The organism is Paracoccus benzoatiresistens, assembly GCF_026913015.1.
In the GTDB taxonomy this organism is placed as follows: Bacteria; Pseudomonadota; Alphaproteobacteria; order Rhodobacterales; family Rhodobacteraceae; genus Paracoccus; species Paracoccus benzoatiresistens.
On the sequence record NZ_JAPTYD010000002.1, the window covers coordinates 1 to 24,521 of the forward strand.

Here is a 24,521-nt window from a genome sequence, read left to right on the forward strand (position 1 = left end):
CCCATCGAGACGATGTAGTTGCCGTGATTGTTCATCAGCCGCGGCATCGGCCAGTTCGGCACCCGCACCTGCCCCGCAGCGCCCAGCACGTAGAAGTTGTCCTCCGCGACCGCGGTCCGGACCGGCGCGCCGCGCTCCTTCCAGTCGGGGATCAGCCGGTTCAGCCCGATCGGGTCCAGCACCGCCCCCGACAGGATATGCGCGCCCACCTCCGAGCCCTTTTCCAGCACCACCACCGACAGATCCGGGTCCACCTGCTTCAGCCGGATCGCCGCCGACAACCCCGAAGGACCCGCCCCCACGATCACAACGTCATACTCCATCGACTCGCGTTCGATCTGCGTCGCGTCGGTCATGGCTCGGCTTCCCCCTGCTTGGCTGCTGCCCGATGTAATCTCTTTGCCGCATCGCGGCAATGCTGACGCGACGGCCAAAAACTGCCAGCAAGACCGCGCGCGGGCTTGCAAAGACGCGGCAGTTCGGGGCACGTTGCCGACAACAAGGTTTGCGCCCCTGCCATCCGAATGGCGGGGGCGTTGCCTTAGCACTTGGACGGCAACCGCATCCCGGAAGGACAGGGCAGCGATGGACAAGATTCCGATGACCCGCAGCGGCTATGCCGCGCTTGAACGCGAACTGGGCGACCTGAAATCCAAGGAGCGCCCCGCCATCATCCGGCAGATCGCCGAGGCGCGCGAACATGGCGACCTGTCCGAGAACGCCGAATACCATGCCGCCCGCGAAAAGCAGGGCTTCATCGAGGGCCGCATCAAGGAACTGGAGTCGATCCTGTCGCGCGCCGAGGTGATCGATACCTCCAAGCTGAACGGATCGGTCAAGTTCGGCGCCGTCGTCAACCTGGTGGACGAGGATACCGACGAGGAGCGCACCTACCAGATCGTGGGCGAGGCCGAGGCCGACATCGAACGCGGGCTTCTGAACATCCGCTCGCCCCTGGCCAAGGCCCTGATCGGCAAGGATGTCGGCGACAGTGTCGAGGTCACGACGCCGGGCGGCCAGCGCAGCTACGAGATCCTCGCGATCCGCTACGAGTAGGAACGATGTCATTGGTTGCACGGATCACTACGCTGGCGCAGCGGGACGCGATCACCGCCACGGGCATCGCGCTCAGCGGTGTCTGGCTTTTCCTGGTGGCGCTGTTCTGGCTGCTGGCCCCGGGGGGCGAGGGTGCGCCGGGCGGCCTTGCGCGCCTTGCGGTCGTCATGGGAACGATCCTGCCCCTGGTGCTGATCTGGCTGGCGGTCCGGACGGCCCGCGCCATCGCCCTGCTGCGGGCCGAGGCCGACGAGTTGCGCCAGCGCCTGAGCCAGTTGCGGCAGGTGACCGCGACCCGCGGCGTGCCCCCGCCCCGCCCGGTTCCCGAGATCCTCGACGATGCGGACCTGCAACCGCGCGCGCCCGCGCCCGTCCCTGCACCTGCCCCCGCGGCGCCCCGCCCCGCCCCGCGCCCCGCGACGGATGCCCGCCCGCAACCGGCGCGAGCCGAGAGCCCGGCCCCGGTCCACGTGGATGCCGATACGCTGATCCGGGCGCTGAACTTTCCCGACGGCCCTGATGATTCGCTGGCCATTGCCGCGCTGCGCCATGCGTTGCAGGACGGGGACCACGCCCGTGTGCTGCGCGCGGCGCAGGATGTGGTGACGCTGCTGGCAGGCCAGGATCTTTACATGGACGACCTGCCGCCCGAGCCCGTGCCCCCTGCCCTCTGGCGCCGCTTTGCCGAAGGCGCGCGCGGCAGCGCGGTGGCGGCGCTTGGCGGCATCCGCGACCAGGAGGCCCTGGACATCGCCGCCGCGCTGCTGGACCGGGACGAGATCTTCCGCGACACCGCACACCATTTCCTGCGCCATTTCGACGCGATGCTGACGCGGCAGGTACCGCAGATGGACGACGCACAGATCGCGGTCCTGGCCGAGACGCGATCTGCCCGCGCCTTCATGCTGCTGGGCCGGCTGGCCGGGGTCTTCGGCTGATCAGACAGCCCGCCGCAGGATCACGACCGGCCCCGACCAGGGCCAGCCAAAGCGGCCCCGGCCGGTTTCGGTGAACCCGGTCGCGGCATAGAAGGCCATCGCCCGGCGGTTCCTCAGTTCCACTTCCGCCCGCAACCCGGGGTGGCCGGTCCGGCGCGCGATGTCGGACGCCGCGTCCAGAAGCGCCCGGCCGGCGCCATGGCGAAGGCGGTCCACGACGATCCCGTCGATCACCAGATCAAGGGTCGCCGGCGCGGCCCGGAACATCAGCCGGGCCAGCATCGGCTGATCCGCCAGAAAGCCGCCGTCATGGTCGCGAAAGCCCGCCACGCCGTCCAGGCCGCCCGCCGGCCCGATGGCGGCAATGCCGTGGCAGGCACGGATCGGTGGCGCCCGGCCCGCGGCGGGGGGCGCGAAGGCGCTCCACCACAGCCGGGCGGCGTCGCGCAGGTGCCGGTCGGGAATGGGACTCGTGATCTGCACCCAGCCTTGCCTTATGCTTGCGCGTCGTGCAACGAAGGTGCCGCATTCCGATCCGAAGCGAAAGCCATCTCGCCCATGCCCCAACCCCGCACCGCCGGCCGGCAGTCCCTTGCCGATGATGGCGCCCCCTTCACGGCAGGCCAGGCGTTCCGGCGCGGCGCCATCAAGTCGCTGCCCTTCCTGGTCGTCATGATCCCCTTCGCGCTGCTGTTCGGCGTCGTGGCCCTGGAGGCAGGGATGGACGTGGCCCAGGTGCTGGGCTTCTCGGTCCTGGTGCTGGCGGGGGCGTCGCAGTTCACGGCGGTCCAGCTTCTGTCCGACAACGCGCCGGTGATCATCGTGATCCTGTCCTGCCTGGCGGTGAACCTGCGCATGGCGATGTATTCGGCCTCGCTGGTGCCCTGGCTGCGCGATGCGACAGCGCAGCAGAAGGCCTGGGTGGCCTATGCCCTCGTGGACCAGAGCTATGCCCTGGCGATCCAGGAATACGAGGCGAACCCCCGGATGGACCTGCGCCACAGGCTTGCCTTCTTCGCGGGCGTGGTGTCGGTGGTGTGCCTGCCCTGGATGGTCTTTTCCTGGCTCGGGGCGACGGTCGGGCGGGCGATCCCCCAGGACATCGCGCTGGATTTCGCCATGCCGATCACCTTTCTGGCGATGATCGCGCCCATGCTGCGCACGCCCGCGCATCTGGCCGCCTGCTTTGTCGCCGTTGCGGGATCGCTGGCCTTCGCGGGGCTGCCCTCGGGGCTGGGGCTGCTGATCGCCTCGCCCCTGGGAATGGCGACCGGTGCGCTGGTCGAGGTCTGGTCGCAGCGGAGAGCACAGGCATGACGAACGGCATCTCGGACCTGACGATCTGGGTGGTGATCGTGGTTCTTGGGATCGGCACCTTCCTGATCCGCTGGTCCTTCCTGGGCACGCTGGGCAATCGCAAGCTGCCGGACTGGGTTCTGCGGATGCTGCGCTATACGCCGGTAGCTGTGCTGCCCGCGCTGGTCGCGCCGCTGGTGGTCTGGCCCGCCGCGACGGGCGGGCAGCCCGATCCGGCGCGGATGGCCGCCGCCACCGCGACGGTGGCAGTCGGCCTTTGGACGAAGAACATGATCCTGGCGATCCTTGCGGGCGCCATCACGCTGTTCGGCCTGCTTTACCTGTTGTAGCCGACGATCTGCCCGTCCTTCTGGCGCAGCAGCACATCGTGGTTGTTGGCCGGATCGCCGTCCATGTGGCGCTTGGACTGCACGTTCGGCAGCGTCAGGAACCAGCGGCGCAGCCTCAGCGGGCTGAAGCCGGTCGGCGCGCCCTCGAACCCCGGCACCTTGCGCAGCGCCTGTCCGCTGTTCACCGCGCAATAGCTTTTCGGCGATGCGCCCTGCGCCTCGACCGCGCGGATGGCGGCATCGGCGACCTCGCGGCTGACGAAGACGGTGTCCTCGGCCACCCAGTAGGTCTTGCGGGCGTGGTAGTCGAGGTAGAAGCGCTTGAAGTTGTCGTTGATGCCGTACAGCACGTCGTTGCGTTCGGGGATGCGCGGATGCTGCCAGCTTCCCGCGGGGTCATAGATCACCCGCTGGCTGCCGTTGATCATCAGCCCCGAATGCCCGCCTTCGCCGCGCGGAATGCCGATCACCGTCAGCAGCGTGACCGAGGGAGGCTCGTTCGACACGAAATACGCGGCGCGCAGTTCCTCGTCCGAATCCCAGACACTTTTTGCGCCGCAAGCCGCAAGGGCAGCGGGCAGGGCCGCCGCCACGAAAACTCGTCTTTTCATTGTAACCTTGCCCGCCGGATCAGCTGTTGGACAGCGCCAGGAAGATCAGCACCAGGATCGACAGGATCGCGGTCCAGGTGGCGAACTTGATGAAGCCCGCAAAGGTCCGCTGCTGTTCGGTGATGTCCATGGTGCCGACCTTGTGTTCGGTGCTCTCGTGATGATGCGTGGCCATTCGCCTGCCTCCTGTCCGCTTTGTCATTGCGATAGCCGAAAGCGCCTGCCCTGTCACGCCCCCCACAGCACGGCGTCGCCCTGGTGTCCCGCAACCGACACGATGCCTTTCCCGCGCAGGTGGTTCACATGGGCGACCGCCTCGACCAGGGCCAGGCCGAATTCGCCCGCGCCGATGCGGCGCTTGAACAGGATGTCGAAACAGTCGACAGCGGTGCGCGGGCCTTCCCGCAGCGCGGCGACCATCCGGTCCAGCGCGTTGCCGTGATTGTCGATCAGCTGGCGCAACCGGGTAGGCAGGCCCGTGAAGGGCAGCTTGTGGCCGGGCAGGACCAGATGCCGCGCTTCGGCCAGTTCCGCCATCCGCTTGCAGCTGTCCAGCCATTCGCCGACCGGATCGGCCTCGGGTTCGGTGGGATAGACCCCCAGGTTCGGCGAGATCGAGGGCAGCAGCTGGTCGCCCCCGATCACCAGATCGTCATCCAGGGACCAGAAGGTCGCGTGGCAGGGCGCATGGCCATGGCCCATGGCGACGCGCCAGCGGCGGCTGCCGAAGCTGACCTGCTGGCCATCGATCAGCCGCGTGAACCCAAGCGGCAGGGGATGAACCACATCGGCAAAGTTGAAGGGCCGTTCCGTCGCGCGCTGTTCCAGCAGGTCGGCGGGCATCCCGGCGCGGCGCCAGAAGGCCAGCGCCTCGGGGGATGCGCGGTCCTGCCGGTCCAGCACCAGCATCCGCGCGGTCAGCCAGGCCGTGCGGCTCATCAGCAGCTCGGCCCCGTCACGCGCCATGAACCAGCCCGCCAGCCCGATATGGTCGGGGTGGTGATGGGTGCCGATCACGCGCCGGACCGGCCGCCCCGCCAGGGGTCCGGCCAGCAGCGCATCCCATGCCCCGCGCGAGGCCGGCGTGTCGAAGCCGGTATCGACCAGCGTCCAGCCCTCGCCATCCTCCAGCGCGTAGACATTGACGTGATCCAGCGCCATCGGCAGGGGCAGCCGCATCCACAGCACGCCGGGCGCGACCGCTGTCGCCTGCCCCGCCTCGGGCGGGGCTGCGAACGGATAGGCGATCACGCGGCGAAATCCCCGGCAAGGGCCGCGTCGCTGACGCCCGTCAGATCGTCCAGACCCGCCACGGCCTCGACCAGGTCGGCGGCATGGCGCGGCAGCACGCGGGCATTGAAGACGCGGGCCAAGGCCAGATGCGATTCGCCCCCGGCCTGAGCGGCGCGCAGGTGATAAAGCCCCCCCAGCACCCGCGCGAAGCCGGTCAGATAGGGCACCGCGCCCGCGAAGCGCAGGGGCAGATCGCGCTCCAGCAGCGTTTGGGTCGCCTCGCGCAGCGTTTCGGACGCCTGCCACAGCTGGTTCGCCAACTGCGGATGATCGGCCTGCGCGACCTTGGCGCCGTCCGCGATCTCGTCCAGCAGGCGCAGGGCGGCGTCGCCCCCGTCCGACAGCTTGCGCCCGACCAGATCCATCGCCTGGATGCCGTTGGTGCCTTCATAGATGGGGGTGATGCGCACGTCGCGCAGATACTGGGCGGCGCCCGTTTCCTCGATATAGCCCATGCCGCCATGGACCTGCACGCCGATATCGGCCACGCGGCAACCGACATCCGTGCCATAGGTCTTGGCGATCGGCGTCAGGAAGGCCGCGCGCGCCGCATGGACGGGATCGTTCGTCGCCCGTTCCAGGTCGATGGCCGTGGCGCAGGCCAGCCCGATGGCGCGGGCGGCAAAGACCTCGGCCCGGGCGGTGGCCAGCATCCGGCGCACGTCGGGGTGCTGGATGATCGGTCCCATCTGGTTGCGATCCCGGGCATAGGCGACGGCCTGCTGCAGCGCCGCCTCGGCCACGCCGACACCCTGCATCCCGACGCCCAGCCTGGCGCAGTTCATCATGGTGAACATCGCGGCCATGCCCTTGTGCTGCTCGCCGATCAGCCAGCCGGTCGCGCCCTCGAAGCTGAGAACGCAGGTGGGGCTGCCGTGGATGCCCATCTTTTCTTCCAGGCTGACGACCTTGAGGCTGTTGGCCACCCCCGGCCTGCCATCGGCGTCGGGGATGAGCTTCGGGACCATGAACAGGCTGATGCCCCGGGTGCCCTTGGCGCCATCCGGCAGGCGGGCCAGCACGGCATGGCAGACGTTTTCGGTCACGTCGCTGTCGCCCCAGGTGATGAAGATCTTCTGACCCGTGATCCGATAGGTGCCGTCGCCGTTCGGCTCGGCCCTGGTGACCAGCGCGCCGACGTCGCTGCCCGCGCCCGGTTCGGTCAGGTTCATCGTCCCCGACCATTCGCCGGAAACCAGCTTCGGCAGATAAAGCGCCTTCAGATCGTCGCTGGCGTGATGCTCCAGCGCCTCGATCTGGCCCTGGGTCAGCAGCGGGTTCAGTTGCAAGGCCAGGCAGGCGCCCGACATCATCTCGGCCACGGCCATGTTCAGCGCCTGCGGCAGGCCCATGCCGCCGTGCTCGGGGTCGGCCGAAAGACCGATCCAGCCGCCCTCGGCGATGGCGCGGAAGCCTTGGGCAAAGCCGGGCGAGGTCCGCACTCGGCCATTCTCAAGAACCGCCGGGCTTTCGTCGCCATTGCGGTTCAGGGGCGCCAGAACGTTGGTCGCCAGCTTGCCGGCCTCGGCCAGGATCGCGGATGCGGTCTCGGGCGTCGCCTCGGCAAAGCGGTCGGTCCGGGCCAGATCGGAAAACGGCACGACATGGTTCAGGATGAAGTCGATCTGCGCGACCGGCGCCTTGTAGCTCATCTGGTCCCCCCTCCGCTGGCGCCTTGGCAATCGGGCCGGGCGCGACTATCAGAACTGCTGTTCCGGACCATCTTAGGGGGCCGGGGACAAGGCTCAACCGAAACCCGGCGTCACGGATGCAGACCGAAAGACTGTTGCCAGACCAGATGGGCATGGCCCGCGCGGCGATCCTGCTGGCGGGCGGCCACGTGGTGGCGATCCCGACCGAGACGGTCTATGGCCTGGCGGGCGACGCGCGCAACGGCCAGGCCGTCGCGCGGATCTACGAGGCAAAGGGCCGCCCGTCCTTCAACCCGCTGATCGTGCATGTCCCCGATCTGGAGGCCGCCCGCGCAATTGCCGACGTCACGGCCGAGGCCGAGACGCTGGCCAAGGCCTTCTGGCCGGGCGCCCTGACCCTGGTGCTGCCGCTGCGCGCGGATGCCGGCATCGCGTCCCTTGTCACGGCGGGGCTTTCGACGGTCGCCATCCGCGTGCCAGGCCATCCGGTCGCGCAGGCCCTGCTGCGGCTGACCGGCCCGCTTGCCGCGCCCTCGGCCAATGCCTCGGGGCGGATCAGCCCGACCAGCGCGGATCACGTCCTCGACCCCGACGGCGGGCTGGACGGCCGCATCGCCGCCGTGCTGGACGCAGGCCCCTGCCCCGTCGGCCTCGAATCCACCATCATCGGCTGGCCGCAGGGCCGCGCCACCCTGCTGCGCCCCGGCGGCATCCCGACCGAAGCGATCGCCAGATGCCTTGGACACCCGCTGGCGGACCATCAGGCCGACCCCGCCGCCCCGAACGCGCCGGGGCAGCTTACCAGCCACTATGCCCCGAAGGCCGCGCTGCGCCTGAACGTGTCCGATCCCGGTCCCGGCGAAACCCATATCGCCTTTGCTGCCCCCGGCCCCTTCACGCTGTCCGAAACCGGCGACCTGGCGCAGGCCGCGGCGCGCCTGTTCGACACCCTGCGCCGCGCCGACCGCGAGGGGCGCCCGATCTCGGTCGCGCCGATTCCCGACCACGGTCTTGGCGCCGCCATCAACGACCGATTGCGCCGCGCCGCCGCACCCCGGGGCTGATTGCCTCTTCGCCTTGGCGAAAATATCCCGGGGGGAGGCGCGGGGACGGCGACGGGGGGCAGCGCCCCCCAGCCACATCACAACCCCAGCGACCCATAGACATTGGCAATCCGCCGGATCGCCACGACATATCCCGCGGTCCGCATGTCATCGACCTTCGGATTGGACATCCAGACATCCTTCATCTTCTTGAATGCCTCGCGCATGGTGTCGTCCAGGCCGGACCGCACCAGATCCAGTTCGTCCGCGCCATGCAGGAACGCGTCCTTGAAACCCGTCGCCAGCTTGAAGTTCGTGCCCGTATCGGCCGAAATCCGCTCCAGCTCCTCGACCAGCATCCGGGACCGGGCTTCCTCGTGGCGGCGCTCCAGGCGGCCCAGACTGATCTGCGAAAGGTTCTTGACCCATTCGAAATAGCTGACCGTGACGCCGCCCGCGTTGGCATACATGTCGGGAATGATGACCACGCCCTTACGCTTCAGCACCTCGTCGGCGTCAGCGGTGACGGGACCGTTCGCGGCCTCGATGATCAGCCTGGCGCGGATGCGGTCGGCATTTCCGGCATGGATCACGCTTTCGATGGCTGCCGGAACCAGGATGTCGCAGTCATCCTCCAGCGCGGCCAGCCCGTTTTCCTGGTAATCGCCGCCGGCGAAGCCCTTGATGCCGCCGGTCGCGCGGATATGGCCGCGCAGCGCGTCGATGTTGATGCCCTGCGGGTTGCGGATCGCCCCGTCGCGTTCGATCACGCAGGTGACCAGGGCCTTGTCCTCGACCGACAGGAACTGCGCCGCGTGATAGCCCACGTTGCCCAGGCCCTGCACGACCACCCGCTTGCCCGCCAGCCCCCCTTCCAGCCCGGCCCTCTTCATCATGTCCGCGTGCCGGAAGAACTCGCGCAGCGCATATTGCACGCCGCGGCCCGTCGCCTCGACCCGGCCCTCGATGCCGCCCGCGTGGCGCGGCTTTCCGGTGACGCAGGCCTTGGCGTTGATGTCGTCGGGATGCAGCCGCTTGTAGGCATCGGCCATCCAGGCCATCTCGCGTTCGCCCGTGCCCATGTCAGGCGCGGGCACGTTCTGGCTGGGCGAGATCAGGTTCCGGCGCGAAAGCTCATAGGTGAAGCGGCGGGTGACGCGCTCCAGCTCGTCCTCGTCCCAAGCGCGCGGGTCGATGCAAAGACCGCCCTTCGAGCCGCCGAAGGGAACCTCGACCAGGGCGCATTTGTAGGTCATCAGCGCGGCCAGCGCCTCGACCTCGTCCTGGGTCACGTCCAGGGAATAGCGGATGCCGCCCTTCACAGGCTCCATGTGTTCCGAATGGACCGAGCGATAGCCAGTAAAGGTATGGATCTGCCCGCGCAGACGCACCCCGAAGCGCACCACATAGGTCGAGTTGCAGACCCGGATCTTTTCCTCGAGCCCGGGCCGCAGCTCCATGAGGCTGGCCGCATGGCTGAACATGCGTTCAACCGAGTCGCGAAAGGACATCTGATGGATCGTCATCGGCAGCTCCTGAACATGATCGCAGGTTGGTGACGACAGCGACGCTATGCCAGCCGGGCGGCAGGTGCCAAGGCCGATCTGAACAAAAACAAGGCAACCCGCCTGGCCCCACGGCAGACGCACCCTGAAACCTGCGCGCCGGACGGCAACCTGCGGGTGCAATAAAGCATTGAAGTCGCGGATCAGGATGTTACCAACGATCAGATCGGAAATTTATCGTGACGAAAACTCAGTCGGTTACCCCAGGACGCAAATTCGGACAGGTGGTCAGGGGTGCCGCCGACATTTTCCTGCGCGACGGCTTTGTCGGGGCCAGCGTCGATGACATCGCATCGGCCGCGCAAGTGTCGAAGGCGACGATCTACAGCTATTTCCCCGACAAGACGCTGATGTTCCGCGAGGCCATGCGGGTCGAGCTTGAACGCCTTGAAGGCAGCTTCACCCTGGACATCGACCCGGGCCTGCCGCCGGAGCGCGCCATTCCGCAGATCGCGGCGCGGATCGCGGAATGGCTGGCCAATCCGCACAGGATCAGCCTGTGCCGCGTCCTTCTGGCCGAAACGCCGCGCCTTGCCGAACTTGCCGACGATCTCCAGGCCAGCCTGACGCGGATGCTGCGCGACCCCGTGCGGGCGCACCTGGACCGGTGGGCCGATGCCGGGCTTCTGGCGATCGAGGACACGGATGCCGCCGCCAGGCAGCTGATCGGCCTGTCGGCGGCGAATGGCCCCTTCTGGCTGCTGGGCAAGCCGGAAGCCTCCGGTGCGACCATCCAGGCCAACGCGTCCGAAGCCGCTGCCCTGTTCCTGCGGGCCTTCGCTCCGGCCCAGCGCCATGGCCTGCGGCGCAGCGCCGGCAGGCGCTGATGCAAACGTGAAAATCGCCGCGCCTTCTCAAGACCCGGCGCGGCCTGTATCATCCGCATCCGAGCCCGCGACAGACGGGCGCCGACGAGGGAAAGACCGACGATCATGACGACCACCAAGCTTCTGCTGCCCTTGCTGGCGGCCTCTGCCCTGGTTTCGGGCTGCATGGCGCCAGCCCCCGCGCCCGCACCGGTACCGCAACCCGCCCCCGTGGCGGTCATGCCTCCCGCCCCGGAACCCGCGCTTGGCGTGTCCGGCCTGACCGAGCGCAAGCCCGACCTGTGCGGTGCCAGCAAGAACTATGCATCGAGCGTCGGCCAGCCCGGCAGCGTGATCCCGACCCTGGGCATCACCAAGGACTACCGGGTCGTCGAATATCGCGGGATCGAGCCGCAGGACTATGACCCCAACCGGATCGTCTTCCGCCTGGACGCGGCAGGCACCATCACCAACGTCGATTGCGGATGATCGCCATGAACGCCAGAACGCTTTTCATTGGACTGGCCGCCACGGCCGTTCTTGCCGCCTGCGAGCCGATGCCGGCCGAACCCCTGCCCGATGCGGCGCCGGATACCTGCCGCGCCTCGGCCTATCAGGGGCTGGTCGGCCAGCCGATCGAGGTCCTGGCGGCCATGACCTTCCCCATCGGCACCCGCCGGATTGGCCCGGACGACGCCGTCACCTCGGACTTCCGGCCCGAACGGCTGAACATCGAATACGGCAGCACGGGCCGGATCGAGAAGGTCAGCTGCTACTAGGCCAACAACGGCGGGCCGCCCGTTTTCGGCATTGCCTTGCAGGCGGCGGACTGTCACCATCCTGACATGATGGATGCCGGCCCGCCGTTTCACGCCCACCCCGATCGCGTCGTTTTTGACCGAACCGAATTGTCGCTGATCCTGTCCGTTTACGGCCGCTTCGTCGCAGCCGGGGAATGGCGCGACTACGCCATGTCCTTTCTGCGCGACGCCGCCGTCTTCAGCGTCTTTCGCCGCGCGACCGAACATCCGCTCTACCGCATCGAGAAACGCCCCCGGCTGCGCACGGCCCAGGGGGCCTATTCCGTAATCGCCATGGACGGGCGGATCCTGAAGCGCGGGCATGACCTGGCGCAGGTGCTGCGCGTCCTGGACAAGGCGCTGATCCGCGCCATCGACTAGGTGCCGCGTGGCTTGGCCCGGGTGGTGGGATCGGCCTCGCGCGGGTCCTCGGGCCAGGGGTGGCGGGGATAACGGCCGCGCATGTCCTTCCTGACATCGGCATAGGATGACGCCCAGAACCCCGGCAGGTCCGTCGTCACCTGCACGGGCTTGCCGCCGGGCGACAGCAGGCTGATCCGCAGCGGCCGCCCGCCCACGACCGGATGGCGCGTCACGCCGAACAGTTCCTGTAACCGGACCTCGATCGAGGGCTGCTCGTGGTCATAGTCGATCGGCACCTTGCGGCCCAGGGGCGTGACGAAATGCGGCGGAGCCTCCCGGTCCAGCCGCTGCTGGCCGTCCCAGCCGATCCGGGCCTTCAGCGGCTCGGACAGATCCAGCCCGCGCAGGTCGGCCAGCGTCCGGGCGCGGCCCAGCCAGGGCAGCAGCCAATCTGCATCCTCCAGCAGGCTTGCGTCATCCACCGGCCCCAGGTCCGGCAACAGCGCGATCCGCGCCCGCAGCCGGGCCGCCGCCGGCGTCCAGGTCAGCCCGTCCAGTCGCAGGCCCTCCAGCGCGGCACGCGCAATGGCCTCGGCGGGCACATCCGGCCAGGGGCGATCCGACAGGACCAGCGCGCCCAGCCGTTCCTGCACGCGCGCCAGCACCCGCCCCTCGCGCCTGGACCATTCGCAGATCTCGACCGCCTCGATCCGGCTGCCGTGGAGCGCACGCAGATCGGCCTCGTCCAGGCGGGCGGCCATGCGGATTCGCGCCTCGCGCCCGTCACCGTCCAGATCGACCGCGACGACCAGCCGCTGCCCGGCCATGGGGTCGCCTGCCTCCATCGCCGCGCCATTCCCGCCCGACAGCACGAAGCGCGGCTCATCGCCCTTCCGCCGCAAGCCGATCCGGTCGGGATAGGCCAGCGAGACCATGCCGCCGATTTCTTCTTCACCCAAATATCCCGTGGGGCCCGGGGGGCTGGCCCCCCGGCCGTCGCGGGACGCAACCAGCCGCCGCAGCCGCGCGGCCTCATCGCGGATCTGCTGCACGACCGCCCGGTTCGCCTCGAAGGGATGTCGCGCCGCAAACCCCTTCGGATCGCGCACCGCCGCAAGCCGCAGCGCCAGATCCACCGGCGCGCCGCGCAGCGGATCGCGGTTGGACAGCAGCGCCGCGACATCGGCAGCCCCGGCGCCCGTCACCATCACCATATGCGCCAGCCGGGGGTGCAGCGGCAGGCGCGCCAGGGCCCGGCCGTGATCGGTGATGCGGCCGGCAGCGTCCATCGCCTCCAGGCCCCGCAGCAGGACGCGCGCCTCGGCCAGGGCACCCTCGGGCGGGGGCGTCAGGAAGGCCAGCTCGCCCGGATCCGACCCCCAGGCCGCCAGTTCCAGCGCCAGTCCGGCCAGATCGGCCACGGCGATCTCGGGCGGGGCAAAGGAGGGCAGCGCGCCCTCCTCGGCCCGCGCCCACATGCGATAGCAGATGCCCGGCGCCACACGGCCCGCGCGGCCGCGGCGCTGGTCGGCCTCGGCCCGGCTGACACGCTCGGTGACCAGCCGCGACATGCCGGACCCCGGATCGAACCGCGCCCGCCGCGCCCGGCCCGCATCGACTACCACCCGCACCGCCGGAATGGTCAAGGAGGTCTCGGCAATCGCCGTCGCCAGCACGATCCGCCGCCGCGCGCCCGGCGGCGCCAGCGCCGCGCGCTGCTCGGCAGGTTTCAAGGCCCCATAGAGCGGCAGCACCTCGCACCCGTCGCCAAGCCGGGCCATGACCCGCCGGATCTCGCCCTCGCCCGGCAGGAAGGCCAGGATCGTGCCGCCGCTGTCGCGCGTCTCCGCCTCGGCGGTTGCGATCAGGCGGGCGGCCTCGTCCACCAGACGCGCGCTGGCGGGCAGCGGGCGGGGCAGCCAGCGGGTCTCGACCGGAAAGGCGCGGCCTTCGGACCGGATCACCGGCGCGTCGTCCAGCAGCGCCGCCACGGGTCCGGCCTCCAGCGTGGCCGACATCACCAGCACCGCCATATCCTCGCGCAGCGCCCCCCTGGCCTCCCACACCAGGGCCAGACCCAGATCGGCATTCAGGCTGCGTTCGTGGAATTCGTCGAAGATCACGCAGCCGATCCCCTCCAGCGAGGGATCGGACTGGATCATCCGCGTCAGGATGCCCTCGGTCACGACCTCGATCCGGCTGCCCGGCACCGATTCGCCGCGCATCCGGTATCCGACGCGCCCGCCCACGGCCTCGCCCAACTGCTCGGCCAGACGCTCGGCGGCCGCGCGGGCGGCAAGGCGCCGGGGCTCCAGCATCACGATCCGGCCCCCGACCCGGTCCAGCAGCGCCAGGGGCACGCGGGTCGTCTTGCCTGCCCCCGGCGGGGCGACAAGCACGGCGCGGCCATGCGCGGCCAGGGCATCGCACAGGGCGGGCAGAACATCGTCGATAGGCAACCGATCGGGCATGGCCGCGTTATGTCGCAACGGCGGGCCAAGCGGAACCCCGGCCCGCCGCCCTATTCAAACCCATACCCGGAGCCTATCTTCCGGCAAAGACACTGGAAAAACGGCAGGCGGAATGGGTATCGGCAGCAATCTTCTGGCAGGCATCGGCTTGGGCGATCCGGTGATCCGGCTGGGCGTCACGGGCCTGTCGCGGGCCGGCAAGACGGTGTTCATCACCTCGCTGGTGGCGAACCTGATGGACCGGGGGCGGATGCACGCCTTGCGCGCCGCCGCCGATGGCAGCCTGAAGGCCGCCTGGCTGCAACCCCAGCCCGACGATACCGTCCCCCGCTTCGACTTCGAACGGCACCTGGCCGCCCTGACCGGCCCCTCGCCGCACTGGCCCGAAGGGACGCGCCATGTCAGTCAGTTGCGCCTGTCCCTGCGCCTGGACGGCAAGGGCCTGTTCGGGGGCCTGACCGGGCCGCGCACCCTGCACCTGGACATCGTCGACTATCCCGGCGAATGGCTGCTGGACCTGCGGCTGATGGAAAAGGATTTTTCCGAGTGGTCGGCCGAGGTCCTGGACCGGATGCAAGGCCGCCCCGGCGCCGACGAATACCAGGCCGCCCTGAACGGCCTGAACGGCGACCGCTTCGACGAGCCGACCGCGCAATCCTTGGCGCAGGTCTATACCGCCCACCTGCACGCCGCGCGCGAGGCCGGCTGGTCCGACTGCACCCCCGGCCGCTTCCTGATCCCCGGAGAGATGGAGGGTTCGCCCGCCCTGACCTTTGCCCCCCTGCCCGCCTCGCTGGCCGGAGGGCGGCTGCACAAGGAACTCCGCCGCCGCTTCGACGCCTACAAGTCGCGCGTGGTCAAGCCGTTCTTCCGCGACCACTTCGCCCGCATCGACCGGCAGGTGGTGCTGGTCGACGTGCTGGGCGCGATCCACCAGGGCCCCCGCGCGGTCGAGGACATGCGCCGCGCCATGGCCGACGTGCTGACCGCCTTCCGCCCCGGTCGCGCGGGCTGGCTGGCGCAGTTGCTGGGCACGCGGCGCGTGGAACGCATCCTGTTCGCCGCGACCAAGGCCGACCACCTGCACCATGTCCAGCACAACCGCCTGACCGCGATCCTGTCCGCCATGCTGCGAGAGGCGCGCGACCGCGCCGATTTCTCGGGCGCCCGGACCGAGGCCATGTCCATCGCAGCCCTGCGCGCCACGACCGAGGATGTGATCCGCCAGGACGACCAGGAACTGCCCGCCGTGCGCGGCCGGCTGCTGGACGGGCGTCAGGCGGCCTTCTATCCGGGCGAACTGCCCGCCGATCCCGCAGCCCTGCTGCATCCGGCGCGAGACGGAGCGCAGGACTGGCTGGAGGCCGATTACGCCATCATGAACTTCGCCCCCGCCCCCATGACCGCCCGCCCCGGCGACGGCCCGCCGCATATCCGGCTGGACCGCGCCGCCGAATTCCTGATCGGAGACCGGCTGTGAGCGACACACCCCCCCGGCGCGGCCCGGTGCTGATCGAACTCGACCCGCCTGAAGCCGCCGATCCCGGCCCCGCCCCCGCCGAGGAGGCGCGGACCGACGCACCGAACCCCGCCGACGCACCCCCCATCGACGAGGCCAGCCCCCTGCTGCCCCGCCCCCGCACGATGGAGATGGTGACGCGGCTTGTCGGGCGCCCGCCTTCCAGGCTGACGCGCTTCTTCATCAATTCGGGGGTGGCGCTGTTCACCTTCCTGTTGTCCATCGCCGCGCTGAACTTCATCAACGACCTGCTAACCCGCTATCCGGTGCTGGGCTGGATCGGGGTCGCGCTGTTCGCGCTGTTCACGCTGGCGGCGCTTGGCATGGCCTGGCGCGAATACCGGGCCTGGGCGCGGTTTGCGCGCATTGACGCGATCCAGCGGCGGGCGGGCGCGGCGCTGGCCGATGACAGCATGGACGGCGCGCGGGCGGTCACCGACCAGCTTCTGGCGATCTATGCCAAGCGGCCGGAACTGGACTGGCACCGCAAGCGGCTGGCCGACAATCGCGGTGACGTCTTTGACGCCCGCACGCTGCTGACCATGGCCGAAACGGAATTGCTGGCGCAGCTTGACCAGGACGCCCGGCGCGAGATCGAGGCCGCCGCCCGCACCGTCGCCGCCGCCACCGCGCTGATCCCGCTGGCGCTGGCCGATGTCGCCGCTGCCCTCGCCGCAAACCTGCGGATGATCCGGCGGATGGCCGAGATCTATGGCGGCCGCGCAGGCGCCGTGGGCGGCTGGCGGCTGGCGCGCACGGTGATGACGCATCTGGTGGCGACTGGGGCGGTCGCGGCGGGCGACGACCTGATCCACACCGTGGCGGGCGGCGGCGTTCTGGCCAGGGTCAGCAAGCGGTTCGGCGAGGGCGTGGTGAACGGCGCCCTGACCGCCCGCGTCGGCATCGCCGCGATGGAGGTCTGCCGCCCCTTGCCCTTCATCGCCCAGCCCCGCCCCAAGGTCGGCAACCTGGTCACGCGCGGGCTTCGCGGGCTGTTCGGCAGCGACGAACGCGGCTAGACCTTTCCCTGAAAAGGGGGACGGCGGATGGCATTCTTTCTGGGAATAGACGGCGGCGGCACCGGATGCCGGGCGGCATTGGCGGATGCGGATGGCCGGATCATCGGCCAGGGCCAGGGCGGGCCTGCCAACATCAACACCGATGTCGAGGGCGCGGCGGCCAATATCCTGGCCGCCACCGCCCAGGCGCTCGAGGGCACCGGCGCCGATCCCCACGATCTGATCGCCACCCTGGGCCTTGCCGGTGGCACGATCACCGCCGCGTCCGAACGGCTGGCGGGACTGCTGCCCTTTGCCCGGATGCAGATCGTCAATGACGGCGTGACGGCGGCACGGGGTGCCCTGGGCACCCAGGACGGCATCCTGGCCGCACTGGGCACGGGTTCGGTCTTTGCCGTGCAGCGCGGCGGCGACCTGCGCCAGGTCGGCGGACGGGGCTTCCTGATGGGCGACGAAGGATCGGGCGCGGTGCTGGGCCGGGCGCTTCTGTCGCTGGCCATGCGCGCGGCCGATGGCTTTGCAGACCTAACCCCCCTGCTGCAGCAGCTTCTGGAGGAGTTCGGCGGGATCGAGGGCATCATCCGTTTCGGCAACCATGCCCGTCCCGCCGACTTTGCCGAACTGGCCCGGCGCATCGTCAGGTCGGACGATCCGGCGGCGCGGCAGGTCTTCGACGCGGCGGTGGCCGACGTGCGCCATATCCTGGCGGTGCTGCAGGGCGATGCGCCGCTGCCGGTGGTCTTCGTGGGCGGGCTTGGCCCCGCCTATGCGGCGCGGCTGACGGACTGGCCGCAGCGCCCGGCGCTCGGGTCCGGCGTCGATGGCGCGCTGCTGATGGCGCGGCAGATGGGCGGTGCGGCATGACCGTCATCGCGGCGAGCCGCATCTTCGACGGCCAGCGCTTCCTGACCGGCCATGCCGTGGTGATCGAGGGCGACCGCATTGCCGCCATCCTTCCCGAGGGCGGGGCCGGCCCGGTCACGCGGCTGGACGGCACGCTTGCCCCCGCCTTCCTGGACCTGCAGGTGAATGGCGGCGGCGGGCTGATGGTGGGCGGCGATACCGACCTTGCGGCGCTGCGCCATATCTGCGCCACGCATCAGGCCCTCGGCTGCGCGGGGGTTCTGCCGACGCTCATCACCGACACGCCCCAGGCGACCGCCGCCGTGATCGCGGCGGGCATCGAGGCCGCGCGCGCGCAGGTGCCGGGCTTCCTGGGCCTGCATCTGGAAGGCCCGCATCTGGACCCCCTCCGCCACGGCGCCCATGATCCGGCCCTGATCCGGCCCATGACCCCCGAGGATCTGGCGCGGCTTTGCGATGCCGCCCGCGCCCTGCCGGTGCTGATGGTGACGCTGGCGCCCGAATCCGCAACGCCGGACCAGATCGCCACGCTATCGTGCGCGGGCGCCATCGTCAGCCTGGGCCACACCGATTGCGATTACGACACCGCCCGCGCCGCCTTTGCCGCAGGGGCGCGTTGCGTCACGCATCTGTTCAACGCCATGAGCCAGATGGGCCACCGCACACCGGGGCTGGTCGGCGCGGTGCTGTCGGGCGACACGCCTGCCGGGCTGATCGCGGACGCCGTCCACGTCCACCCCGCAGCCATGCGCGCGGCCCTTGCGGCGCGGCCCCAAGGAATCTTCCTGGTCACGGACTGCATGGCCTTCGCAGGCACCGGTCTGAGCCAGATGGACTTGCAGGGCCGCAGGATCCTGCGCCGCGAGGGGCGGCTGACGCTGGCGGACGGCACGCTGGCCGGGGCGGACCTGCGCATGGACCGGGCGATCCGGGTGCTGGTCGATCAGGTCGGCATCGCGCCCGAACGTGCCCTGGCGATGGCTTCGTCGGAACCGGCCCGCGTTGCCGGGCTGTCGGATGAATACGGCGCGCTGCGGGCAGGCAGGCGCGCCGATCTGGTGCTTCTGAACGATGACTGGGCCCTGCAATCCGCCTGGATCGCGGGCCAGCCGGTCACTCGGGGATGACGCGGACCGCGCCGCGCGCGGCGCTGGTGGTCAGCGCGGCATAGGCCCGCAGCGCGGTCGAAACCTTGCGCTGGCGGGGCTTGGCGGGCTTCCAGCCCTCGGCCTCGCGCGCGGCGCGGCGCGCGGCCAGCGTGGCGTCGTCCACCTCTAGGTGGATCACCCGATTCGGGATGTCGATGCGGATCGTGTCGCCCTGCTCGACAAGGCCGATGGTGCCGCCCTCGGCGGCCTCGGGCGAGACATGGCCGATCGACAGCCCCGACGAGCCGCCCGAGAAGCGCCCGTCCGTGACCAGCGCGCAGGCCTTCCCCAGGCCCTTCGATTTCAGGTAGCTGGTCGGATACAGCATTTCCTGCATTCCCGGACCCCCGCGCGGACCTTCGTAGCGGATCAGCACGATTTCTCCGGGAACGACCTTGCCGGTCAGGATGCCGGACACTGCGTCGTCCTGGCTTTCGAAGATATGCGCGGTGCCGGTGAAGGTCAGGATAGATTCGTCCACGCCCGCGGTCTTCACGATGCAGCCGTCCTCGGCCAGGTTGCCGTAAAGCACCGCCAACCCGCCATCCTGCGAGAAGGCATGCTCGGCCGTGCGGATCACCCCCGCCTCGCGGTCCGTATCCACCGTATCATAGCGGCGATCCTGAGAGAACGCGACCTGCGTGGGCACGCCCCCCGGCGCGGCGCGGTAGAAATCGTGGACGGAGGCCGCGTCGGTGCGCATCACGTCCCAGCGGTCCAGCGCCTCGGCCAGCGACCCGGCATGGACGCTGCCGACATCGGTGTGCAGCAGGCCCGCGCGGTCCAGTTCGCCCAGGATGCCCATGATGCCGCCCGCGCGGTGGACATCCTCCATGTGGACGTCGTCCTTGGCGGGTGCCACCTTGCACAGCACCGGCACGCGGCGCGACAGGCGGTCGATGTCGGACATGGTGAAGTCGATGCCGCCCTCATGCGCGGCGGCCAGCAGGTGCAGCACCGTGTTGGTGGACCCGCCCATCGCGATGTCCAGCGTCATCGCATTCTCGAAGGCCTCGAAGCTGGCGATGGAGCGCGGCAGGACCGAGGCATCGTCGCCTTCGTAGTAACGCCGCGCCAGGTCGACGATCAGGTGGCCCGCCTCGACGAACAGGCGCTTGCGGTCGGCATGGGTCGCCAGCGTCGATCCGTTGCCCGGCAGCGCGAGGCCAAGCGCCTCGGTCAGGCAGTTCATCGAGTTGGCCGTGAACATGCCCGAGCACGACCCGCAGGTCGGGCAGGCCGAGCGTTCGATCACCTCGACATCGGCGTCCGACACGGTGTCGTCGGCGGCGGCGACCATGGCATCGACCAGATCCAGCGCCTTGACCTTGCCGTCCTGCAGCACGACCTTGCCGGCCTCCATCGGGCCGCCGGACACGAAGACCACCGGGATGTTCAGCCGCAGCGCGGCCATCAGCATCCCCGGCGTGATCTTGTCGCAGTTGGAAATGCAGACCATCGCATCGGCGCAATGGGCGTTGACCATGTATTCGACCGAATCCGCGATGATCTCGCGCGAGGGCAGGGAATAGAGCATCCCGTCATGGCCCATGGCGATGCCGTCATCGACGGCGATGGTGTTGAATTCCTTGGCAATGCCGCCGGCGGCTTCGACTTCGCGCGCGACAAGCTGGCCCAGATCCTTGAGGTGGACATGACCGGGCACGAACTGGGTGAAGCTGTTGACGATGGCGATGATTGGCTTGCCGAAGTCGCTGTCCTTCACCCCGGTCGCCCGCCACAGGCCGCGCGCGCCCGCCATGTTGCGGCCGTGGGTGGTGGTGCGGGAACGATAGGCGGGCATGGCGTGTACTCCTGTGGCTGCCGGGTGGTTTACCACCCTTGGCAGCGGAAGGAAATTGCCGAATTCGTGGGTTTTCGGATCGTTTCGGCCATCACGAAGCCAGTTTCATCGTGATGATGCCCGCCACGATCAGCCCCGCCGCGATCAGGCGGGTGGCGGTCACCGGTTCCCCGAACATCACGATGCCCAGAAGGAAGGCGCCGACGGCGCCGATGCCCACCCAGACCGTATAGGCGGTGCCCAGGGGCAGCGTCCGCATCGCCACGGCCAGCAGCCAGAACGAGGCCAGCATCCCGACCACCATCACCCCGGTGGGCAGGATGCGGGTAAAGCCCTGCGACTGCTTCATCGCCGTTGCCCAGACGATTTCCAGAAGACCGGCGAGAATGAGATAGAACCAGGCCATGACGAACCTCATCGAGGCCGGGTCGTCCCGGCGCATCCGCCCATGATGGGGAGGTCGTCCTCTGGCCCCCTAGATACGGGCGCCAGCTGCGTCATTCAAGCCGGTCGACCTTGGCATTCTCGACCAGTTCGGTCTTGGCGCCCAGCAGGCGCTCGGCCAGCATCTTCGCGCCGCTGATCAGCATGTTGCTGCCGTCCCACAGTTCGGCCGAGACGGGGCGGACGGTGATCACCCGCAGGTCGGGGTTGTCGGGGGACTTGAAGAAGGTTTCGTCCGTCAGGCGCCAGACCTCGCGCGCCTTTGCGGGATCATGACTCACCTGCGCGGTGCCGTTGATCACGACATAGTCGTTCGCGCGTTCGTCCGAAAAGGCCAGTGAGACATGGGGGTTCGTTTCGATCTGGTCCAGCTTGCAGCCTTGGGTGTCGGACAGGACATAGATGGCGCCTTCGTCCCGGCGGACGCGGGCATAAACGGGGCGGACCCGCTGCCCCTCGCCGTCGCAGGTGACGAACATGCAGGGGTCCAGCCTGTCGGCAATGGTCCAGATGCGGTCGATTACGTCTGGATCGGGCACGTCGGGGTCGGACATGGCTTCCTCCGGCTCTGGAATGACGGAAGAACGCGTGGGGACTGGGCGATGTTCCCGGTCAGCGCATTCCCAACCCCGCGCGCATCATCAGCCGGCGCACGGGGGCGATGCCATACAGCCCGCCAAGCGCCGCCGCCCGCAGGTCGCGCAGGGGACGGGCGCCGGCCTGGCTGGCGCGGTTCAGCGCGTCGATGCCCAGCAGCCGGGCATAAGCCTCGGGGCGGCGGGCGCGGTTATAGGCATCAAGGCTGGCGGCATCGCCCGGATTGTCGCGGGACAGGTCCAGCAGGGCCGACAGGTCGGCCAGGCTCATGTTCAGCCCCTGGGCGCCGATGGGAGGAACGACATGCGCCGCCTCGGCGATGAGCGCCGTGCGGGGGCCGGAAAAGCGGTCGGCGATCTGGCTGATGATCGGCCATTGGGTCAGCCGCGTGACCAGCGACAGCTGGCCCAGCACCCCGGCCGAGCGGGCGTTCAGCTCCGCCTCGAAGGCATCCAGCGGCAGGGTGGCCAGGCGCGCGACCTCGGGCCCGCTTTCCATCCAGACCACGGCGGAACAGGCCTTGCCGTCGCGGTCCGGCAAGGGCACCAGCGTGAAGGGCCCGCCCGAACGGTGGATTTCGGTCGAGACATTCCTGTGCGGCTGTTCATGCGTGACGGCAAAGGCCAGCGCCTTCTGGCCATAGCGGAAGGTACGCACCCCGATGCCAAGCGCCTGACGCACGGGCGAATCGCGCCCGTCGGCGCCGACCAGCAGCCGCGCCTGGACGCGGCCGCCATCGGTCAGCGTGACAATGGCCCCCGTGTCGCGGGGCAGGACGCCCGCCGTGCCGGTGCCGGGCTGGAAGCGGACATTCTCCATTCCCGCCAGCCGGGCCGAGATCTCGCGCCGCAAAAGCCAGTTGGGCAGGTTCCAGCCAAAGGGCTGGTCGCCGATCTCGGCCGCGTCGAAGTCGCGGATCAGGCGCGCGGCGGGCGTGGCCCCGCCCGCATCGACGATGCGCATGACCTGCAGGGGCGTGGCATAGGGCAGCAGGCGGTCCCACAGCCCGATCCGCGCCAGCCGCGCGACCGAAGGCGTCAGAAAGGCGGTGGTGCGCAGATCCGCGCCCGTCGCCGCCTCGTCGGTCACCGGCGGCGCCGGATCGACGCAAAGGACCGAAAAGCCCTCGGCCCCGAAAGCCGCCGCCGCGATCAGCCCGGCGATGCCGCCGCCCGAGACCAGGATGTCGATGCGTTGGATGTCGCCTGCGCCCATATGCCGCGGCCTAGTTCCCGGCCGCGAACAGCAGCATGACCGCAAAAACGACCAGGGTCAGAACCAGGCCCAGCAGGCCAAGGGCGGGCAGGCCGAACTGAACGACGGCCAGAATGGCGATGGCAACGACGACCAGCAGCAGGGCAAGGATGCGGAAAGTAAGGCGATTTCCGCTTTTGTCGGCATTATGGGTCATGGGAAACCTATGGGATGGGCGCGCGTCCGCCCATATTGTGGCGCAATCAGCCAGCAAGGGCAATCTGGCGCAGGAATGCGGTCAGGTCGTGGATGTGGTGATCGACGTGGGCGGGCACGGCGCCCGCCATCGCATCCGGCCCGTGCCGCCCCGGCCCGACCAGGATCGTGCGCATCCCCAGGTCGTGGGGAACGGCCAGGTTGCGCGGATCATCCTCGAAGAAGGCGGCGCGCGCCGGGTCGATGCCGGCATGGCCGATGACGGCCTCGAAGGCCTCTCGCGCAGGCTTGGGATGGAAATGCGTCTCGGCGATGCCATAGATCGCCTCGAAGACCGGGGCGGGCACATCGTCATCCACCAGCCCCAGGCCGCGCGCCCGCAGCACCTTCGCCGCATAACCGGCATCGGCATTCGTGTGGACCAGCTTGCGCCCCGGCAGGGCGGCGATGGCCTGGGCCAGATCGGGCGCGGGCAGCAGGGGCGCGAAGTCGATGTTGTGGACTTCCTCGAGATAGGCGATCGGGTCGACGGCATGTTCCGCCATCAGCCCCGCCAGCGTGGTCCCGTGCCGCATCCACCAGTCGCGCCGCATCTGGTCTGCGGCATCCCGTTCGACCGCCAGCATGCGCATGACATAGTCCGTCATCCGCGCTTCGATCTGCGGGAACAGCGCCATTTCCGGCGGATAGAGCGTGTTGTCCAGATCGAAGATCCAGGTATCGACATGCGCGAAATCCATGCCCGCCTGCCTAGCCCTTCAACAGCATGCTTGCAATCGCGCGAAGCCCGGCCAATCGTGCCCGCCATGAAGGACGCATATTCCCTGATCCTGGCCGCGATCGAATCCGGCACCTATCGCCCCGGCGACCGGCTGGTCGAATCGGAACTGGCCGAGCGTTTCGGCGTATCCCGCACCCCCGTGCGCGAGGCCCTGCAACGGCTGGAAACCCAGGCGATGCTGGTCCGCGACGGGCGCAGCCTGATCGTGGCCTCGCTGGACCACAACCAGTTGGCCGAGCTTTACACCGTCCGGGCCGAGCTTGAGGCCCTGGCCGCCCGCCTTGCCGCCCGCCACGCCACCCCCGAGGAGGTGCGCGTCCTGGCCCAGATGGTCGCCGACGACCAGCGCGCGGTGCGCGACCCCGAGGCGCTGGCCCGCGCCAACCGGCGCTTCCATCACCAGATCCACCTGGCGTCCCACAACCGCTACCTGGTCCAGCAGCTTGACCTGGTCCACCGGACGATGGCGCTGATGGCCAAGACCTCGCTTGCCGCCGAAGGGCGGGGCGAAACGGCGCTTGCCGAACACAAGCGCATCGTCGACGCGATTGCCGCGGGCGACGGGGCGGCGGCGGACAAGGCGCTGCGGCAGCATATCTCGATGGCTTGGGAAACGCGGCTGAAGCTGGAGGCCGCGGTGGATCGTGACTGACGATCCCCGCCCCGGGCCGCGCCTGATCCGGACCGAGGC

Annotated in this window: 28 protein-coding genes; 14 read left to right on the forward strand and 14 right to left on the reverse strand. The window is 69.5% G+C overall.

Annotation, left to right across the window (positions count from 1 at the left end; translation table 11 throughout):
- The coding region (locus tag OU682_RS01990; protein WP_268940393.1) for an NAD(P)/FAD-dependent oxidoreductase at window positions 1-356 on the reverse strand (356 nt) is incomplete at its 3' end.
- Window positions 357-585: 229 nt separating this feature from the next.
- On the opposite strand from OU682_RS01990, the gene greA reads away from it, so the two are divergent.
- Window positions 586-1,056: a transcription elongation factor GreA gene (greA, locus tag OU682_RS01995; protein ID WP_268940394.1), complete on the forward strand. Its 471-nt coding sequence runs from the start codon at window positions 586-588 to the stop codon at window positions 1,054-1,056.
- Window positions 1,057-1,061: 5 nt separating this feature from the next.
- Complete coding sequence (locus OU682_RS02000; RefSeq protein ID WP_268940395.1) at window positions 1,062-1,994, forward strand: hypothetical protein; 933 nt, start codon at window positions 1,062-1,064, stop codon at window positions 1,992-1,994.
- Here OU682_RS02000 and OU682_RS02005 read toward each other — a convergent pair whose 3' ends face one another.
- Window positions 1,995-2,477 (reverse strand): GNAT family N-acetyltransferase, encoded by a 483-nt coding sequence (locus OU682_RS02005; RefSeq protein ID WP_268940396.1) that lies wholly within the window; start codon window positions 2,475-2,477, stop codon window positions 1,995-1,997.
- Window positions 2,478-2,552: 75 nt separating this feature from the next.
- On the opposite strand from OU682_RS02005, the gene OU682_RS02010 reads away from it, so the two are divergent.
- Both OU682_RS02010 and OU682_RS02015 read left to right on the forward strand, forming a co-directional pair.
- Window positions 2,553-3,311 (forward strand): AzlC family ABC transporter permease, encoded by a 759-nt coding sequence (locus OU682_RS02010; RefSeq protein ID WP_268940397.1) that lies wholly within the window; start codon window positions 2,553-2,555, stop codon window positions 3,309-3,311.
- Window positions 3,308-3,640, forward strand: a complete 333-nt coding sequence (locus OU682_RS02015) for an AzlD domain-containing protein (protein ID WP_268940398.1) — start codon at window positions 3,308-3,310, stop codon at window positions 3,638-3,640. Before OU682_RS02010 ends, OU682_RS02015 begins: the two co-directional genes overlap by 4 nt.
- Here OU682_RS02015 and OU682_RS02020 read toward each other — a convergent pair.
- From OU682_RS02020 to OU682_RS02035, 4 genes are read right to left on the reverse strand one after another with little or no spacing between them, the layout of a single operon-like run.
- Window positions 3,628-4,251, reverse strand: coding sequence for a type 1 periplasmic-binding domain-containing protein (locus tag OU682_RS02020; protein ID WP_268940399.1), 624 nt, complete (start codon window positions 4,249-4,251; stop codon window positions 3,628-3,630). The genes OU682_RS02015 and OU682_RS02020 overlap by 13 nt on opposite strands.
- Before the next feature lie 19 nt (window positions 4,252-4,270).
- Complete coding sequence (locus tag OU682_RS02025) at window positions 4,271-4,426, reverse strand: aa3-type cytochrome c oxidase subunit IV (protein WP_268940400.1); 156 nt, start codon at window positions 4,424-4,426, stop codon at window positions 4,271-4,273.
- A gap of 53 nt (window positions 4,427-4,479) precedes the next feature.
- Window positions 4,480-5,499 (reverse strand): MBL fold metallo-hydrolase, encoded by a 1,020-nt coding sequence (locus OU682_RS02030; RefSeq protein WP_268940656.1) that lies wholly within the window; start codon window positions 5,497-5,499, stop codon window positions 4,480-4,482.
- Entirely contained in the window at window positions 5,499-7,196 is a 1,698-nt protein-coding gene (locus OU682_RS02035) for an acyl-CoA dehydrogenase (RefSeq protein ID WP_268940401.1), read from the reverse strand. The genes OU682_RS02030 and OU682_RS02035 overlap by 1 nt, the downstream gene beginning before the upstream one ends.
- A 116-nt stretch (window positions 7,197-7,312) precedes the next feature.
- Between OU682_RS02035 and OU682_RS02040 the strand changes: the two genes are divergently transcribed.
- Complete coding sequence (locus tag OU682_RS02040) at window positions 7,313-8,260, forward strand: L-threonylcarbamoyladenylate synthase (protein WP_268940402.1); 948 nt, start codon at window positions 7,313-7,315, stop codon at window positions 8,258-8,260.
- A 77-nt stretch (window positions 8,261-8,337) separates the two neighbouring features.
- Here the strand turns inward: OU682_RS02040 and OU682_RS02045 are convergent, their stop codons facing one another.
- Entirely contained in the window at window positions 8,338-9,765 is a 1,428-nt protein-coding gene (locus OU682_RS02045) for a Glu/Leu/Phe/Val family dehydrogenase (RefSeq protein ID WP_268940403.1), read from the reverse strand.
- Between the two features lie 218 nt (window positions 9,766-9,983).
- Between OU682_RS02045 and OU682_RS02050 the strand changes: the two genes are divergently transcribed.
- The 4 genes from OU682_RS02050 to OU682_RS02065 all read left to right on the forward strand — a co-directional run bounded on the left by OU682_RS02050 (window position 9,984) and on the right by OU682_RS02065 (window position 11,791).
- Window positions 9,984-10,631: a TetR/AcrR family transcriptional regulator gene (locus OU682_RS02050; RefSeq protein ID WP_268940404.1), complete on the forward strand. Its 648-nt coding sequence runs from the start codon at window positions 9,984-9,986 to the stop codon at window positions 10,629-10,631.
- Between the two features lie 105 nt (window positions 10,632-10,736).
- A complete protein-coding gene (locus tag OU682_RS02055) occupies window positions 10,737-11,099 on the forward strand; it encodes a hypothetical protein (protein WP_268940405.1) in 363 nt (120 codons plus the stop codon).
- 5 nt (window positions 11,100-11,104) lie between these two features.
- Entirely contained in the window at window positions 11,105-11,389 is a 285-nt protein-coding gene (locus OU682_RS02060; RefSeq protein ID WP_268940406.1) for an I78 family peptidase inhibitor, read from the forward strand.
- A 69-nt stretch (window positions 11,390-11,458) separates the two neighbouring features.
- A complete protein-coding gene (locus tag OU682_RS02065) occupies window positions 11,459-11,791 on the forward strand; it encodes a DUF2794 domain-containing protein (RefSeq protein WP_268940657.1) in 333 nt (110 codons plus the stop codon).
- On the opposite strand, the gene hrpB is transcribed toward OU682_RS02065, so the two are convergent.
- Window positions 11,788-14,244, reverse strand: a complete 2,457-nt coding sequence (gene hrpB, locus OU682_RS02070) for an ATP-dependent helicase HrpB (protein ID WP_268940407.1) — start codon at window positions 14,242-14,244, stop codon at window positions 11,788-11,790. The two genes, OU682_RS02065 and hrpB, sit on opposite strands and share 4 nt — an antisense overlap.
- A 112-nt stretch (window positions 14,245-14,356) precedes the next feature.
- On the opposite strand from hrpB, the gene OU682_RS02075 reads away from it, so the two are divergent.
- The 4 genes from OU682_RS02075 to nagA are packed head-to-tail and all read left to right on the forward strand — an operon-like array spanning window position 14,357 to window position 18,773.
- Window positions 14,357-15,724, forward strand: a complete 1,368-nt coding sequence (locus OU682_RS02075; RefSeq protein WP_268940408.1) for a YcjX family GTP-binding protein — start codon at window positions 14,357-14,359, stop codon at window positions 15,722-15,724.
- A complete protein-coding gene (locus tag OU682_RS02080; protein WP_268940409.1) occupies window positions 15,721-16,782 on the forward strand; it encodes a YcjF family protein in 1,062 nt (353 codons plus the stop codon). The genes OU682_RS02075 and OU682_RS02080 overlap by 4 nt, the downstream gene beginning before the upstream one ends.
- A 27-nt stretch (window positions 16,783-16,809) precedes the next feature.
- Window positions 16,810-17,646 (forward strand): glucosamine kinase nucleotide-binding domain-containing protein, encoded by an 837-nt coding sequence (locus OU682_RS02085; RefSeq protein ID WP_268940410.1) that lies wholly within the window; start codon window positions 16,810-16,812, stop codon window positions 17,644-17,646.
- Complete coding sequence (gene nagA, locus OU682_RS02090) at window positions 17,643-18,773, forward strand: N-acetylglucosamine-6-phosphate deacetylase (protein WP_268940411.1); 1,131 nt, start codon at window positions 17,643-17,645, stop codon at window positions 18,771-18,773. The genes OU682_RS02085 and nagA overlap by 4 nt, the downstream gene beginning before the upstream one ends.
- Here the strand turns inward: nagA and ilvD are convergent.
- The 6 genes from ilvD to OU682_RS02120 all read right to left on the reverse strand — a co-directional run bounded on the left by ilvD (window position 18,760) and on the right by OU682_RS02120 (window position 23,789).
- Window positions 18,760-20,598: a dihydroxy-acid dehydratase gene (gene ilvD / locus OU682_RS02095; RefSeq protein WP_268940412.1), complete on the reverse strand. Its 1,839-nt coding sequence runs from the start codon at window positions 20,596-20,598 to the stop codon at window positions 18,760-18,762. The genes nagA and ilvD overlap by 14 nt on opposite strands.
- 91 nt (window positions 20,599-20,689) lie before the next feature.
- Window positions 20,690-21,004 carry a DMT family transporter gene (locus OU682_RS02100; RefSeq protein WP_268940413.1) on the reverse strand — a complete coding sequence of 105 codons (315 nt, stop codon included), beginning with the start codon at window positions 21,002-21,004 and terminating at the stop codon, window positions 20,690-20,692.
- 91 nt (window positions 21,005-21,095) lie between these two features.
- Window positions 21,096-21,596 (reverse strand): pyridoxamine 5'-phosphate oxidase family protein, encoded by a 501-nt coding sequence (locus tag OU682_RS02105; protein WP_268940414.1) that lies wholly within the window; start codon window positions 21,594-21,596, stop codon window positions 21,096-21,098.
- Window positions 21,597-21,654: 58 nt separating this feature from the next.
- Window positions 21,655-22,839: a UbiH/UbiF family hydroxylase gene (locus OU682_RS02110; protein WP_268940658.1), complete on the reverse strand. Its 1,185-nt coding sequence runs from the start codon at window positions 22,837-22,839 to the stop codon at window positions 21,655-21,657.
- Window positions 22,840-22,864: 25 nt separating this feature from the next.
- The gene (locus tag OU682_RS02115) at window positions 22,865-23,050 is read right to left on the reverse strand and encodes a hypothetical protein (protein WP_268940415.1); all 186 of its coding nucleotides are present in this window, start codon (window positions 23,048-23,050) and stop codon (window positions 22,865-22,867) included.
- A gap of 46 nt (window positions 23,051-23,096) precedes the next feature.
- The gene (locus OU682_RS02120) at window positions 23,097-23,789 is read right to left on the reverse strand and encodes a pyrimidine 5'-nucleotidase (RefSeq protein ID WP_268940416.1); all 693 of its coding nucleotides are present in this window, start codon (window positions 23,787-23,789) and stop codon (window positions 23,097-23,099) included.
- A gap of 66 nt (window positions 23,790-23,855) precedes the next feature.
- Here OU682_RS02120 and OU682_RS02125 point away from each other — a divergent pair, with 66 nt between their 5' ends.
- Window positions 23,856-24,482 carry a GntR family transcriptional regulator gene (locus tag OU682_RS02125; RefSeq protein WP_268940417.1) on the forward strand — a complete coding sequence of 209 codons (627 nt, stop codon included), beginning with the start codon at window positions 23,856-23,858 and terminating at the stop codon, window positions 24,480-24,482.
- Window positions 24,483-24,521: the final 39 nt, after the last annotated feature.

Excerpts from the sequence above, each read along its gene's own strand:
- greA (WP_268940394.1), top strand. The coding sequence starts at position 586 with ATGGACAAGATTCCGATGACCCGCAGCGGCTATGCCGCGCTTGAACGC.
- OU682_RS02000 (WP_268940395.1), top strand. The coding sequence starts at position 1,062 with ATGTCATTGGTTGCACGGATCACTACGCTGGCGCAGCGGGACGCGATC.
- OU682_RS02010 (WP_268940397.1), top strand. The coding sequence starts at position 2,553 with ATGCCCCAACCCCGCACCGCCGGCCGGCAGTCCCTTGCCGATGATGGC.
- OU682_RS02015 (WP_268940398.1), top strand. The coding sequence starts at position 3,308 with ATGACGAACGGCATCTCGGACCTGACGATCTGGGTGGTGATCGTGGTT.
- OU682_RS02020 (WP_268940399.1), bottom strand. The coding sequence starts at position 4,251 with ATGAAAAGACGAGTTTTCGTGGCGGCGGCCCTGCCCGCTGCCCTTGCG.
- OU682_RS02025 (WP_268940400.1), bottom strand. The coding sequence starts at position 4,426 with ATGGCCACGCATCATCACGAGAGCACCGAACACAAGGTCGGCACCATG.
- OU682_RS02035 (WP_268940401.1), bottom strand. The coding sequence starts at position 7,196 with ATGAGCTACAAGGCGCCGGTCGCGCAGATCGACTTCATCCTGAACCAT.
- OU682_RS02040 (WP_268940402.1), top strand. The coding sequence starts at position 7,313 with ATGCAGACCGAAAGACTGTTGCCAGACCAGATGGGCATGGCCCGCGCG.
- OU682_RS02045 (WP_268940403.1), bottom strand. The coding sequence starts at position 9,765 with ATGACGATCCATCAGATGTCCTTTCGCGACTCGGTTGAACGCATGTTC.
- OU682_RS02055 (WP_268940405.1), top strand. The coding sequence starts at position 10,737 with ATGACGACCACCAAGCTTCTGCTGCCCTTGCTGGCGGCCTCTGCCCTG.
- OU682_RS02060 (WP_268940406.1), top strand. The coding sequence starts at position 11,105 with ATGAACGCCAGAACGCTTTTCATTGGACTGGCCGCCACGGCCGTTCTT.
- OU682_RS02065 (WP_268940657.1), top strand. The coding sequence starts at position 11,459 with ATGGATGCCGGCCCGCCGTTTCACGCCCACCCCGATCGCGTCGTTTTT.
- hrpB (WP_268940407.1), bottom strand. The coding sequence starts at position 14,244 with ATGCCCGATCGGTTGCCTATCGACGATGTTCTGCCCGCCCTGTGCGAT.
- OU682_RS02075 (WP_268940408.1), top strand. The coding sequence starts at position 14,357 with ATGGGTATCGGCAGCAATCTTCTGGCAGGCATCGGCTTGGGCGATCCG.
- OU682_RS02085 (WP_268940410.1), top strand. The coding sequence starts at position 16,810 with ATGGCATTCTTTCTGGGAATAGACGGCGGCGGCACCGGATGCCGGGCG.
- nagA (WP_268940411.1), top strand. The coding sequence starts at position 17,643 with ATGACCGTCATCGCGGCGAGCCGCATCTTCGACGGCCAGCGCTTCCTG.
- ilvD (WP_268940412.1), bottom strand. The coding sequence starts at position 20,598 with ATGCCCGCCTATCGTTCCCGCACCACCACCCACGGCCGCAACATGGCG.
- OU682_RS02100 (WP_268940413.1), bottom strand. The coding sequence starts at position 21,004 with ATGGCCTGGTTCTATCTCATTCTCGCCGGTCTTCTGGAAATCGTCTGG.
- OU682_RS02105 (WP_268940414.1), bottom strand. The coding sequence starts at position 21,596 with ATGTCCGACCCCGACGTGCCCGATCCAGACGTAATCGACCGCATCTGG.
- OU682_RS02115 (WP_268940415.1), bottom strand. The coding sequence starts at position 23,050 with ATGACCCATAATGCCGACAAAAGCGGAAATCGCCTTACTTTCCGCATC.
- OU682_RS02120 (WP_268940416.1), bottom strand. The coding sequence starts at position 23,789 with ATGGATTTCGCGCATGTCGATACCTGGATCTTCGATCTGGACAACACG.
- OU682_RS02125 (WP_268940417.1), top strand. The coding sequence starts at position 23,856 with ATGAAGGACGCATATTCCCTGATCCTGGCCGCGATCGAATCCGGCACC.